This is a genomic window from Nitrospira sp., from assembly GCA_024998565.1.
GTDB lineage: Bacteria > Nitrospirota > Nitrospiria > Nitrospirales > Nitrospiraceae > Nitrospira_A.
The window spans coordinates 490,535-502,968 of sequence record JACOEM010000002.1 but is presented as its reverse complement, the minus strand read 5'-3'; the positions used below and the strand labels follow the sequence as shown (position 1 = coordinate 502,968).

General features: G+C 59.4%; 12 protein-coding genes. 1 reads left to right on the top strand and 11 read right to left on the bottom strand.

Going from position 1 to position 12,434, the window contains the following annotated elements:
- Positions 1 to 156: 156 nt before the first annotated feature.
- The 10 genes from H8K11_06000 to ccsA form a co-directional block, all read right to left on the bottom strand.
- The gene (locus H8K11_06000; GenBank protein MCS6263294.1) at positions 157 to 1,971 is read right to left on the bottom strand and encodes an ATP-dependent metallopeptidase FtsH/Yme1/Tma family protein; all 1,815 of its coding nucleotides are present in this window, start codon (positions 1,969 to 1,971) and stop codon (positions 157 to 159) included.
- 88 nt (positions 1,972 to 2,059) lie between these two features.
- Complete coding sequence (gene hpt / locus H8K11_05995) at positions 2,060 to 2,611, bottom strand: hypoxanthine phosphoribosyltransferase (GenBank protein ID MCS6263293.1); 552 nt, start codon at positions 2,609 to 2,611, stop codon at positions 2,060 to 2,062.
- A gap of 2 nt (positions 2,612 to 2,613) precedes the next feature.
- Positions 2,614 to 4,098, bottom strand: coding sequence for a tRNA lysidine(34) synthetase TilS (gene tilS, locus H8K11_05990; protein MCS6263292.1), 1,485 nt, complete (start codon positions 4,096 to 4,098; stop codon positions 2,614 to 2,616).
- A gap of 3 nt (positions 4,099 to 4,101) precedes the next feature.
- Positions 4,102 to 5,067: a bifunctional riboflavin kinase/FAD synthetase gene (locus tag H8K11_05985; GenBank protein ID MCS6263291.1), complete on the bottom strand. Its 966-nt coding sequence runs from the start codon at positions 5,065 to 5,067 to the stop codon at positions 4,102 to 4,104.
- Positions 5,064 to 6,047, bottom strand: coding sequence for a porphobilinogen synthase (gene hemB, locus H8K11_05980; GenBank protein ID MCS6263290.1), 984 nt, complete (start codon positions 6,045 to 6,047; stop codon positions 5,064 to 5,066). The genes H8K11_05985 and hemB overlap by 4 nt, the downstream gene beginning before the upstream one ends.
- Positions 6,048 to 6,054: 7 nt before the next feature.
- Positions 6,055 to 6,447 carry a CBS domain-containing protein gene (locus H8K11_05975; protein ID MCS6263289.1) on the bottom strand — a complete coding sequence of 131 codons (393 nt, stop codon included), beginning with the start codon at positions 6,445 to 6,447 and terminating at the stop codon, positions 6,055 to 6,057.
- A 51-nt stretch (positions 6,448 to 6,498) separates the two neighbouring features.
- Positions 6,499 to 8,064, bottom strand: coding sequence for a uroporphyrinogen-III C-methyltransferase (gene cobA / locus H8K11_05970; protein ID MCS6263288.1), 1,566 nt, complete (start codon positions 8,062 to 8,064; stop codon positions 6,499 to 6,501).
- A 6-nt stretch (positions 8,065 to 8,070) separates the two neighbouring features.
- Positions 8,071 to 9,003 (bottom strand): hydroxymethylbilane synthase, encoded by a 933-nt coding sequence (gene hemC, locus H8K11_05965; GenBank protein ID MCS6263287.1) that lies wholly within the window; start codon positions 9,001 to 9,003, stop codon positions 8,071 to 8,073.
- 85 nt (positions 9,004 to 9,088) lie between these two features.
- On the bottom strand, positions 9,089 to 10,495 hold the full coding sequence (locus tag H8K11_05960; GenBank protein MCS6263286.1) for a glutamyl-tRNA reductase: 1,407 nt from the start codon (positions 10,493 to 10,495) through the stop codon (positions 9,089 to 9,091).
- Between the two features lies 1 nt (position 10,496).
- Positions 10,497 to 11,303 carry a cytochrome c biogenesis protein CcsA gene (ccsA, locus tag H8K11_05955; GenBank protein ID MCS6263285.1) on the bottom strand — a complete coding sequence of 269 codons (807 nt, stop codon included), beginning with the start codon at positions 11,301 to 11,303 and terminating at the stop codon, positions 10,497 to 10,499.
- A 64-nt stretch (positions 11,304 to 11,367) separates the two neighbouring features.
- On the opposite strand from ccsA, the gene H8K11_05950 reads away from it, so the two are divergent.
- Positions 11,368 to 12,120 (top strand): hypothetical protein, encoded by a 753-nt coding sequence (locus tag H8K11_05950; protein ID MCS6263284.1) that lies wholly within the window; start codon positions 11,368 to 11,370, stop codon positions 12,118 to 12,120.
- Here H8K11_05950 and H8K11_05945 read toward each other — a convergent pair whose 3' ends face one another.
- Positions 12,121 to 12,381 carry a sulfurtransferase TusA family protein gene (locus H8K11_05945; protein ID MCS6263283.1) on the bottom strand — a complete coding sequence of 87 codons (261 nt, stop codon included), beginning with the start codon at positions 12,379 to 12,381 and terminating at the stop codon, positions 12,121 to 12,123.
- Between the last annotated feature and the right edge of the window lie 53 nt (positions 12,382 to 12,434).

Here is a 12,434-nt window from a genome sequence, read left to right as displayed (position 1 = left end):
TCAGTCTGCGACATAACGCACCTGCGGGAGGGAAATCAAACCGACGGCGGTCATGTATAGGAGCGGCTTCCCGACCCGTGGCACGAATTGTATAGGAAGCGCCGTCGTCGCAGGGGCAACACGAATGAAGCCCCTGCGACAACAGCGATACAGAGCTTAGGCGGGAACCGTCTGCGACGAGGATCCTTGAATGAGGATCTGATCGATCTCCAACGCGTCCAGCACTTCTTTTTCCAACAACGCCTCAGCAAGCGCCTTCAGGCTCGTCATATTATCGGTCAAAATGCGCTTCGCACGTTCATAATTTTCCGTAACCAGACGTCTGACTTCGTGATCGATTTCGAGCGCAACCTGTTCGCTAAAATCACGCTTCGACCCCATCTCACGGCCGAGGAATACTTCCTCTTCTTTCCTGCCGAACGTCAGAGGTCCTAACTTTTCACTCATGCCCCATTCACACACCATTTTTCTGGCGAGGTCTGTGGCCCGCTCCAAATCATTCCCTGCCCCGGTCGTCACATCGTGTAGCACCAATTCTTCAGCCACACGACCGCCCATGAGAATGGCGAGATTGTTGTACAGAAAATCCTTCGAGTAATTATGGCGATCGTCGGTGGGAAGCTGCATCGTCACACCGAGCGCCCGCCCACGGGGGATGATCGTGACCTTGTGAACGGGATCCGTCCCCGGCAGCAACTTGGCCATCAGTGCGTGACCGGCTTCATGATAGGCCGTAGTGCGCTTCTCTTCGTCGCTGAGCACCATGCTCTTGCGCTCGGCCCCCATCAGCACCTTGTCTTTCGCCATTTCGAAGTCGATCAGCTCGACTTCTTTCTTGTTCCAGCGCGCCGCCCACAGCGCCGCTTCGTTGACCAGATTTTCCAGGTCGGCGCCGGAGAATCCGGGCGTGCCCCGCGCAATCTTCTCCAATTCCACGTCGGCAGCCAGCGGCACCTTCTTGGTGTGGACTTTCAGAATCTCCGAGCGGCCTCGCAAGTCCGGCCGGTTGACCACGACCTGGCGGTCGAAACGGCCCGGGCGCAGCAACGCCGGATCAAGCACGTCAGGACGGTTCGTGGCGGCAATCAGAATGACGCCTTCCGTCGTGTCGAACCCATCCATCTCGACCAGCAGCTGGTTGAGCGTCTGCTCGCGTTCATCGTGGCCGCCACCGAGACCGGCGCCACGCAAACGACCGACCGCATCGATTTCGTCGATGAAGATGATGCAGGGAGCATGTTTCTTCCCCTGCTCGAAGAGATCTCGGACTCTGGAAGCACCGACCCCGACAAACATTTCCACAAAGTCCGATCCGCTGATACTGAAGAACGGAACGCCTGCCTCGCCGGCAATGGCCTTCGCCAATAACGTCTTTCCAGTTCCCGGAGGACCGACAATCAGGACACCTTTCGGAATGCGCCCGCCCAATTTTTGAAATTTTCTGGGATCCTTTAAGAACTCAATGATCTCAAGGACTTCTTCCTTCGCTTCTTCAATACCGGCGACATCGGAGAACGTCACCTTTTTGCGCTCTTCGGTCAGCATGCGCGCGCGACTCTTTCCGAACGAGAGTGCTTTATTTCCCCCGATCTGCATCTGGCGCATGAGGAAGAACCAGAGACCGAGGAAAAGGATAAAGGGTCCCCACGTCACCAGGAAGGTGATGTACCAGGGGCTCTCGTCAGGGGGCCGGGCTTCGATCTGGACATCCTTCTCACGCAAGTGCTTGACCAATTCAGGATACTCGGCCGTGTAGGTCCGGATCCGGCTTTGGTCCTTTAAAATTGCGCTGATGTGGTTGGCCTTGATCGTCACCTTCATGACCTCGCCCTTGTCGAGCTTGGCCATGAAATCGCTGAATATGACTTCATCTTCCGGCGCGTGAGTCGGCACGCTGAACAGGTTGAACAGCAAAATCATGAAGAGGCCGACTACGACCCAGAACAGCAAATTCTTTACACGTGAATTCATCCACCTCTCCTTTGAGGATATTAGGCAGACCGAAAAATTAGCTAACCCTGCAGAATGTTACCATACGTTCCGCAGGGGGAACAACCTTTCATGCAGACTCCTGCTCCTGTTCATCCCCCTGATCGAGCGCCGCAAGGTACGGCAGGTTGCGATACTCCTGCCGATAGTCGAGGCCGTACCCGACCACAAATTTATTCGGGATCTTGAATCCCACGTACTCGAGATCCACCTCGACGGTTCGACGATCGGGCTTGCTCAGCAGCGTGCAGACCTTCAACGATCGGGGCTTTCGACGGGATAATGTCTTCATGAGATATTGCACCGTCAGGCCGGAATCGACGATATCCTCCACCAGCAACACGTCTTTGCCCGCAATGGGCTCGGTCAGGTCCGACACCAGCTTGACCTTGCCGGAACTTTTCTTGCCGGCGCCATAACTGGTCACCACGATAAACTCCACCCGCATCGGAATCCGGATGGCCCGCGCCAGATCGGCATAGAAGGCATATGCGCCCTTGAGCACCCCGACCAGCACGAGATCTTTTCCGGCATAATCAGACGCAATTTGCCGGCCGAGTTCACGGATGCGAGTCCGCATCTGCTCTTGCGTCACAATGGGGCGACCAAAAATGCGTTCCATTCCTAGGAGACTCCTTTCCGGCGTAGAGGCTGCGTGACACGGGCCAGGACAAATCGGATGGTCGAACCGGTGGCGGCAAACCGGGCATCGACCCGCTGCCCGACGATCCAGGCGATGCCCTCACCCGACAACACCAGTGGGATCCGTTCTCGCATAGACCGACCCAGTTTTGCATCTGTGAAGTAATCTTGCAATTTCTTTCGTCGCCCCGCCATGCCGGTCGGAAAAAACCAATCCCCGTGGCGCCAGGGGCGAATCGTCAGCGGCCACGACAATCGGTCGGCATCCAGCAGAGCCACGGAAGACGATGGCTTCTCCAGGAGGACCAATCCCCGCTCGCGCGTCACCGCGCGCAGACGAATCACCGCTCCCGTCAATGGCCAGGAAACGGCCGAAGGGAGAGCGGCTATCGTCACAACATCGGGGACTGAAGCCGTATGAATCGGTTGAAGAACTGTCCCACCCGTCGGAGCCACTGGGGAGACCGCCGTCAACCTCACCTGATCCTGTTCGCAGGCCACCGTCGCAGCACCCGCGTTCCAGATGCCTCCCGAATGTGAGGCCAGTGATGCCAACATCGACAGCAGGACATCGCTTCGCGGCGCGCCGGTTGACGGCGCCACCGCCTGGATCGCCTGACGGAGAATCCGGCGCTGTAGGGCCGGCGGCTGTTTGAGCAACACTGTACGATCGAGCACGATCGTAGCCGAATCGCGGCTCCGAATGGTCCGCTCGAGACGGTGTGCGGCCAACGCATCCAGCAGCCGATCATCGTCCCGTAGGAGATCAGCCTGGCGCGCCAGGATCCGGGCTGCAGCCGGGGCTAACGACTGCATCACCGGGAGCAATTCGTGCCGGACACGATTGCGAAGATAGATCGATTTGGCGTTGCTGGAGTCGGTCCGATAGGACAATCCCACGGCCTGGAGATAGGCCAGGATCTCCTGACGCGAACGACTGAGGAGCGGCCGAACGAATAGGCTCTCCCGGATATGCGGCATGCCGGCCAATCCTCGCAAACCGGCCCCGCGCAACATCCGCAAGAGCACGGTTTCGGCCTGGTCATCCGCCGTATGCCCGAGCGCCACACGATCTGCGCCGAGTTCGGCCACCACGTCACGAAACAGCCGATAGCGAGACTCCCGGGCTCGCGCCTGCAATGAGCTCGACTCCCCTGTTCCACTGCGGTCTACCGTGAGCCGTCTGATATGACACGGAAGTTCGAGGCGACGGCAGAGTGCCGCGACAAACGAGGCATCCCCGTCGGATTCGGCGCCCCGCAACCCGTAGTTGCAATGGACGACGGTCAGCGAAAAATTCCAGGCCGGTGCAAGCTGGTGCAGAATGGAGAGCAGCGCCACCGAGTCCGGCCCCCCGGACACGGCCACCAGGACCTTCTGCCCCGGTTGCAGGAGCCTCCGCGCACGAATAGCCCGGGCGACCTGCTTATGAAGCGGGTGATGGAGCTCTGACTGGGAACCTGTCATGGCTCATGACCGGGGCTGGAGGGCCGAGAGCGACGCGGTGATCCCTGCATCGCGCAACTGTGCACGGGCCGCATCCACATCCAACGCAATTTGCCGGGTCAGGGCTTCCGCTGAGGCAAAGACGCGATCCTCACGAATGAAACCGAGCAGGTCTACTCGAATCACTTCTCCATACAATTCGAGCCGCTCATCGAGGATCGAGACTTCCAGGAGTCGCTCGCCGGCGCCGAAGGTCGGCCTGGTCCCGATGTAGACCACCGCATTCAAGCCACTCCCTTTCCAGGAGACCTGCGCCGCATACACGCCATCCGGCGGAATGACACGCCCCTCGGGGAGGCGGAGATTCGCCGTCGGCCAACCGAGTTCCGTTCCGCGATGGGCGCCTGAAATCACGGTCCCTTCGATGCTGTAGGGACGCCCCAGCAGGCGAACGGCCTTCTGCAGCTCCCCCGCCTGGATCAGCTGGCGAATACGCGTGGAGCTCACGACCTCGCCGTCGATGGTCACAGGCGCCATCGGATGAACGCGAAACCCGAGCTGGGCGCCGAGCTCGAGCAGATCCGCAATGCGTCCGGCACGGCCCTTCCCGAAGGCAAAATGCTCCCCGACATACAACTCCCGCGTACCGATCCCGTCGCACAAGACCTGCTTCGCAAACTGAGCCGGGCTCAGCGCAGCAAAGGCCGTCGTGAATTCAAGAAAGACGACCTCATCGATACCGGCGGCCTCGAACCGGGCCAACTTCTCTTCCGGTGTCGTCAGAAACATGAGATTGACCTGCGGGGCCAGGATCTTGACGGGATGGGGATCGAATGTCAGGACGAGCGCCGTCCCGGCCTCGCGACGGGCTGTCGCCACCACCCGGTCGAGGAGAGCCCGGTGACCATGATGGTGACCGTCAAAATTTCCGATGGTCACAACCGAATAGGGTCTGGACGTGGACGGGGTGAGACCGCGGGAAATCTTCATGCGGGCCGTGACTGGAGAAGCCTGGCGGCCTCTTTGGCAAAATAGGTCAAGATGATCTCGGCGCCCGCTCGCTTGATCGAGAGCAGCGACTCCAGCATCGCGCGGCGCTCATCCAACCAACCGGCTTGTGCCGCCGCTTTGATCATGCTGTATTCCCCGCTGACCTGGTAGGCGGCAATCGGCAGAAGCGTCCGTTCGCGCGCGGCGCTGATGATGTCCAAATACGGCATGGCGGGCTTCACCATGATGATGTCGGCCCCCTCCTCGATATCCAGGTTAATCTCCCGCAAGGCTTCCCGCTTGTTCGCCGGATCCATCTGATAGGACTGGCGATCGCCGAATTGCGGACTGGAATTGGCGGCATCACGAAACGGCGCGTAAAAACAGGACGCGAACTTGGCCGCGTAGGCCATGATGGGAATATCGACAAATCCGGCGCGATCCAATTCGTCGCGAATCGCAGCCACCCGGCCGTCCATCATATCGGACGGCGCGACCATGTCGGCCCCCGCCTGCGCATGAGTCTTCGCCATGGTCCGCAGACAATCCAGCGTCTCGTCGTTGAGAATTTTACCGTCCCGCACGATGCCGCAATGGCCGTGACTCGTGTATTCATCGATGCAGACATCGGTGATCAGCACCAGATCCGGCACCTGCGCCTTCACTGCACGAATGGCGCGTTGCACGATTCCATCGGGGTCGAACCCGGAACTACCGCGCTCGTCCTTTCGATCGGGAATCCCGAAGAGGATCATGGCCGGAATGCCCAGGGCCTTGACCTCGTGCGCTTCCTTGACCAGGAGATCGATGGACAATCGCGATTGTCCCGGCATCGAGACGATCGGTTCGCGACGTCCCTGCCCTTCGGTGACGAACACGGGATAGATGAAATCGTTCGGCGTCAGGCTCGTTTCTCGAACCATCCGCCGAAGCGGCTCCGTCTCCCGCAGACGACGCAGGCGCTGAATCGGAAAGGGCATGGTCCGCTCACTTCCTCGGCAAGTTGGTCAGGAACACTACCAGATCGCGCACCGAAATCATGCCGACCAATTGCCCGTCCTTCGTCACACCCAGGTGGCGAAGATGGGTCTGCGCCATCAAGTCGTTCGCGTCCAGCAGCGTCTTATGTTCTTCGATCGTCACGAGCGGCGCGGACATGATCTGCTCGACGGTCGTCTTGGTCATGTCGGCCCCGGTGGCGACCACCCGCCGTACCATGTCCGTGTCTGTCAGAATGCCGATGACATCTTTTCCGTTCGTGACGAACAGGCTGCCGATGTTGCGATCGCGCATGACCCGCCCTGCAGAGCGCACATCCATGTCACGTTCAACGGTGATGAACTTGTCCTTCGGAACCATGAATGACTTAACTGGAACCATGCCGCATCCTCCCTCTTGGTAAGAAACATCTTCATGATCACTGCCATCCGGTCAATGACTCACCGCGGAAGCAGTTCGGCCATCAATCGGATTCACAACAAAATCCACGATGGCGTCGGCAAGCGCTGGAACGGTGTTCTGTCCGGCCATCACCTGAACGGTGAGACCCGCCTCGCGGGCGGTCGCCGCGGTAATAGGTCCGATGCAGGCCACGGTCGTCGTCCCGACCGACTGCAACAACTCGTCCTTCGTCGGAAACAGCTCGACGAAGTTCCTCACCGTCGAGGAACTCGTGAAAGAAATCACGTCGATCCCGCCGGTACGGAGTTGTTCCATGAGGCGATCCGTCGCGACGGCAGGCCTGATCGTGCGATACACCGGCACCACATCCACGTCCGCCCCCTGGGTACGTAGCTGATCAGGAAGCAGCTCCCGGGCCACTAACGCACGCGGAATCAACACGCGGGCCCCGCGCATCTGCCGGGCGGCCAACACCTCCAGAATTCCCTCGGCTTGAAACTGCTCCGGAATCACGTCGGCACGTAAACCATAGGAGGCCAGAGCCTCAGCGGTGCGCGGGCCGATACAACAAATGGTGAGGCCGGACAATGCGCGAACATCACGTTGCGTCTCCAGCAGCCTGGTCATGAATGGAGCGACCCCGTTCACACTGGTGAAGATCAACCACTTGTAACTCGCCAGGCGCGACAGGGCCCGATCCAGCGGAGCCCAGTCCTCGGGGGGCACGATCTCGATGGTCGGACATTCCACCGGTTCCCCGCCTTGAGCCGCGATCAATTCGGAGAACTCCGCCGCTTGAGGCTTCGGCCTCGTCACCAGAATCCGCTTTCCGAACAGAGGCCGTCGTTCGAACCAATTGAGTTGCTCCCGGAGACGCACCACCTCGCCGACCACGATGACCGTGGGCGGTTCCATATGAGCGGCCGCCGCCTTCTCCACAATATCGTCCAAGCTCCCCACCACGGTCCGTTGCGAGGCTCGCGTCCCCCACCGGATGAGGGCAACGGGTGTGGTGCCCTCTTTACCTTCGGCTCGAAGGCATTGGACGATTTTCGGCAGGTTGGTCATGCCCATGAGAAACACCAGCGTGCCGTGTACGGTCGCCAGACGCCGCCATTCGACCCCACTTCGATCTTTCGTGGGGTCTTCGTGTCCGGTGACGAAAGTCACCGTGGAGGCCATCGTGCGATGGGTCACCGGAATACCCGCGTATGCCGGGGCCGCGACGGCGGCCGTCACACCAGGGACGACTTCAAATTCCAGCCCGGCAGCGGCAACGGCTTCCGCCTCTTCCCCGCCCCGACCAAAGACGAACGGGTCGCCACCTTTCAAGCGGACCACCCGCTTCCCCGCTTGAGCGTGATCGATCAGCAACCGATTGATCTCCGCCTGATCGCGATACTGGCCGCGCCCGCGCCGGCCGACGTACAGACGTTCAGCCGTTGGAGACACATGCTGCAAGAGCGCTTCATTCGCGAGATAGTCGTACAGCACCACATCGGCCTGCTCCAGACATTCCTTGCCGCGTATCGTGAGCAACTTAGGATCTCCGGGACCGGCCCCGACCAAATATACTGTTCCTGCTCGCGTCGTCATACCACTTCAGGCCTGCCCGTAAATCTCCTTGAGGATCACATCACCCCCATCGGCCAACAAACGCTCCGCAAGCTTCGTCCCCAGAGCCTGGGCTTCACTCGCCGGACCCTGGATTTGATGACGGATCACCCGACGGCCGTCGACGCTGGCTACCAGGCCATCAACCGTGAGCCTGTCACCCTCAAGCGCGGCATGCGCCGCAATAGGCACTTGGCATCCGCCTTCGAGGCGATGCAACAGCGCACGTTCTGCCGTGACGGTGATGCGGGTGGGCCGATGCTCAAACCGGCTCAACAGTTCGCGCACAAAGGTGTCGTCGCTGCGGGCTTCGATGCCGAGGGCACCTTGAGCAATAGCCGGCAAACTAAGATGCACGGGAAGATATTCGGTAATTTCCGCATCCCAGGCGAGCCGCCGCAATCCTGCCGCGGCCAAGACAATCGCGTCGAATTGCCCCTCACGGAGTTTCCTCAGGCGTGTATCCAGATTGCCGCGCAACATCTCGATGGTGAAATCAGGGCGGTAATGCAGCAACTGGGCTTGCCGGCGCAGACTGCTGGTGCCGATTCTGGCGCCGGGCTTCAATTGGTCCAGCCGACAACCGTCGCGCGTAATCAACGCATCCCGCGGATCTTCTCGCGGCGGCACGCACAGAATGTCCAACCCCTCCGGCAAAGCCGTCGGCACGTCTTTCATGCTGTGCACGGCCAGGTCGATCTCTTTGCTCAACAGCGCGTCTTCGATTTCCTTGACAAACAGTCCTTTCCCGCCGATTTTTGCCAGCGGAACGTCGAGGATCTTGTCGCCCGATGTTTGGATGCGCTGCAACGAGATGGTCAGGCCGGGAGCGAGTTCTTGAAGACGGGCCTGTACCCACTGGCTTTGATGCACGGCCAGCTTGCTTCCGCGCGTACCAAGGATAAGTGTTGAACGACTCATGGGTGCCCGTCACTCGCTCGAGCGGCCACGGATGCCCGATCACATGTGGAAACGAATCTGACCATGAAATTTCTCAGCGGCGGTGTTAGCTCACCCGCCGGCCTTGCTCCTTGCTCGTGTGCTGGACCAGCGACGCCTCGGGCAGGCGACCAACTCCGTTCCCGGCGATGTTCTCGCCCCCAAGCTCCGAGACGTCGGCTTGTCCGGGCGGATACACAGCGGGTGTCTCTTCCAGATTGAAAAACCGGCGGGCCGCATCGACATACGCCGCGCCGCTCGAGGACTTGGCCTCAGCTTTCAACGTCACCATCGTGCCATGAACCATCTTATTGACGATGGCAGACGCCAAGGCTTCCACCGCGGCTCGATCCTCGGACGACAGATGCGCCAACCGCGCCAGAATCTTATCGACTTCCCGCCGTTTGAGTTCTTCGGTCCGGCTGCGAAGTGCCACGATCGTCGGCGTCACCTCCAGTGACTGCAGCCACTGCCCGAGCACCGCGACTTCTTCAACGACCATTTGCTCGGCCTTCGCCGCTTCCCGCAGACGGTCTTCGCGGTTTTGCTCCACTCGCATGTGCAGATCGTCGATATCGAACAGGAACGCATCATCGATGGGCCGGACAGCCGGGTCGATATTGCGCGGCACGGAAATATCAATCAAGAACATGGGACGACTCATCCGCTGTCTCATTGCGCGCTGCACATCGTCGGCCGTCACCAGGTAATGCGAGGCCCCGGTGGACACCAGCACGATGTCGGCCCCAGCCAGTTCCGTCTTGTAGTCCTCAAACGGCACGGCTGTACCGTTGAACCGTTGAGCCAATTCCAACCCATGCTGGAAATTACGGGTGGTAATGCGCACCTGGCGCACGCCGTTGGCGATCAGATGCCGTGCCGCCAGCTTGGCCATTTCCCCGGCCCCGATCAGCAACACGGTCTTCTCGGTCAGATTTGAAAAGATCTTCTTGGCTAACTCCACCGCCGCATAACTCACCGACACGGCTGTCTCGGCAATCTTGGTTTCGGTGCGCACGCGTTTGGCCACCGAAATAGCCTTCTTGACGATCTTATTCAGCAACAGGCCGGAGGCTTTATGCGTCAACGCGACTTCGAACGCGTCCTTGATTTGTCCGAGGATCTGAGATTCACCGACAATCATCGAATCAAGACTAGAGGCCACACGGAACAGATGCCCGATGGCGCGATCACCGGTATGCCAATAGAGATGGGGGGTCAGATGTTCGGAGGACAGAGAGAGATGGGTATCGGCCAGGAATTCCTGCACCCGGCCATACCCGCTTTCCAACTCTTCGACGACCGCGTAGACTTCTACCCGATTACACGTTGAGAGCAGCAACCCTTCCCGCACACCGGGATAAGAGCAGAGGCGACTGAGGGCTTCCCGGAGCCGGCTTTCAGGCACGGCGAGTTTCTCACGAATCTCGACCGGAGCAGTCTTATGGCTGAGCCCGACAACGATGACATGCATGTCAGGACACCGACCCGTGACTTTTCAACACGACACCGATCAGGGTCAGAATCACACCGGCAAACCCGATGATCGTCAGATACGCGGCTCGTTTGGCCCGCCACCCGATAGTCAGACGCCCGACCAGGACGGCAAAGTAGAAGCCCCAGGTCACCATGGCCCACGTCTGTTCCGGATTCCAGTTCACATAGGTGCCGCGGACAATCTCCGCCGAGAACGCGCCGCTGATGATCCCGAGGGTCAGCAGTGGAAACCCCATGACGATCGACTGCTGGTTCAGATGATCAAGATAGTCCAGCGCAGGCAGTTTTGCATAGAGGACGTTGAACCGCTTGGACTTGAGAAGACCGTCCTGAATGAGATACATCACCCCGGCGACGAACGCGACGGCAAAGCCGACCGTGCCCAACATACTGAGGGTGACGTGCACCCACAGCGTTTTAAAGACCGGCTGCAGACTGGAGGCCTCGTCTGAACGGAACGCCGCGGCGGTGACCAACGACACGAGCGCCAGTGGTACGATGAAGGAACCGAGGACATGTAACTGGCGGCGAAACTCGACGGCGAGAAACACGAGAATCAGCATCCAGGAGAAAAACGACAGGGCTTCGTGAAATGTCGGGAGCTGAGCCTGAGACGTGTCGGTCATCCGGGCGACCAAGGCCACCGTGTGGGTGGCAAACCCGGCGGCCGTGATCCCGAGGGACACCTTCGATAGGGTTTCCGCCCGCCGGAGCAGATAGGCCAGGTAGCAGACCGTGCTCACGAAATACAGGCCCATCGTGAGCATGAAAAACACCGAAGACATCGTGCTCTATCCTCGCAAGATTTCAGCGCAAAGCCACTTTTTTTGGTAACTGGAAATTATATCGATGGGACGAGAACGGAGTCAAGGAAAGTGCGCGCATTCTGCCACTCCGGCAGGAACGTTATTCATCGTCGGCGTGCCGATCGGACACCCTGACGATCTGACGATCCGAGGTCTTGCCACTCTTCGGCTCGTTGACCTCATTGCCGCTAAAAATCCTCAGGCCACGAATGCCCTCCTGGCCCACCACGGATTCCATACCACGATCACAACCTACGATCGAAACAATGCCGCTGAAAAAGTCCCACTATTGCTCGATCGCCTCAGGCAGGGATTGCACGTGGCGCTCGTGTCGGATTGCGGAATGCCGGTTGTCTACGATCCAGGCCGGTTGCTCATCGCAGCTGCATCGAGGGCGCAGATCCCCGTACAGGTCATCCCCGGAACCTCCGCTGTGGTGGCGGCCGCCGCCCTCGCCGGAATGGACGGCAATGCCTTCGTCTTTGATGGACGTTGGACCGGTGGCGCCAAGGCACTCACCAGTCGGCTTCGAGCAGTACAATCCGAGCCACGCACGATGATTTTCTTCCCTCCAGCACAGAACCTCCCGCAGTTTTTGACTCTACTGCAACAGATTCTCGGTAACCGGAAGGTCGTGATCGCTACCGATATGACCCGGAGTACAGAGAGGATCCTACGAGGACGAGTTCAGCAACTGCTCTCGCACAAGCCGAGCCCCGAGCAGGCGGCACACGTCGCTGTAGTGGTAGAAGGTGCCAGGTCGAAAAGGAAGACCGGCAAAAGGCAATCGCGATAACTACTCGTCGAAGCGCTTACGGATCATGACGCGGTAGGACTGATCGGCACGTTCCTGCGATATCACATCATGCCCGTCATCGCTCACACTACGAGGGACATTTCGAATAGGATCTCCGTCGTCAAGATGGACCAGCAACAGCTGACCTGGGGCCATGCTCTCAAGCTTGAGTTTCGTCTTCACGAAATTGTACGGGCAAATGACACCGCGGAGATCCAGCTCTTCGTCAGGTGCTTGGACATTCAGTGGGACATCGGACATAGAAGACCTCGATAGAAGTGATAGCAAATGGTATCAATCGAACTGTTACGTTG

Bases quoted from the DNA above. Each gene is read 5' to 3' on its own strand.
- H8K11_06000 (MCS6263294.1), bottom strand. From the start codon at position 1,971: ATGAATTCACGTGTAAAGAATTTGCTGTTCTGGGTCGTAGTCGGCCTC.
- hpt (MCS6263293.1), bottom strand. From the start codon at position 2,611: ATGGAACGCATTTTTGGTCGCCCCATTGTGACGCAAGAGCAGATGCGG.
- tilS (MCS6263292.1), bottom strand. From the start codon at position 4,098: ATGACAGGTTCCCAGTCAGAGCTCCATCACCCGCTTCATAAGCAGGTC.
- H8K11_05985 (MCS6263291.1), bottom strand. From the start codon at position 5,067: ATGAAGATTTCCCGCGGTCTCACCCCGTCCACGTCCAGACCCTATTCG.
- hemB (MCS6263290.1), bottom strand. From the start codon at position 6,047: ATGCCCTTTCCGATTCAGCGCCTGCGTCGTCTGCGGGAGACGGAGCCG.
- H8K11_05975 (MCS6263289.1), bottom strand. From the start codon at position 6,447: ATGGTTCCAGTTAAGTCATTCATGGTTCCGAAGGACAAGTTCATCACC.
- cobA (MCS6263288.1), bottom strand. From the start codon at position 8,064: ATGACGACGCGAGCAGGAACAGTATATTTGGTCGGGGCCGGTCCCGGA.
- hemC (MCS6263287.1), bottom strand. From the start codon at position 9,003: ATGAGTCGTTCAACACTTATCCTTGGTACGCGCGGAAGCAAGCTGGCC.
- H8K11_05960 (MCS6263286.1), bottom strand. From the start codon at position 10,495: ATGCATGTCATCGTTGTCGGGCTCAGCCATAAGACTGCTCCGGTCGAG.
- ccsA (MCS6263285.1), bottom strand. From the start codon at position 11,303: ATGTCTTCGGTGTTTTTCATGCTCACGATGGGCCTGTATTTCGTGAGC.
- H8K11_05950 (MCS6263284.1), top strand. From the start codon at position 11,368: ATGGGACGAGAACGGAGTCAAGGAAAGTGCGCGCATTCTGCCACTCCG.
- H8K11_05945 (MCS6263283.1), bottom strand. From the start codon at position 12,381: ATGTCCGATGTCCCACTGAATGTCCAAGCACCTGACGAAGAGCTGGAT.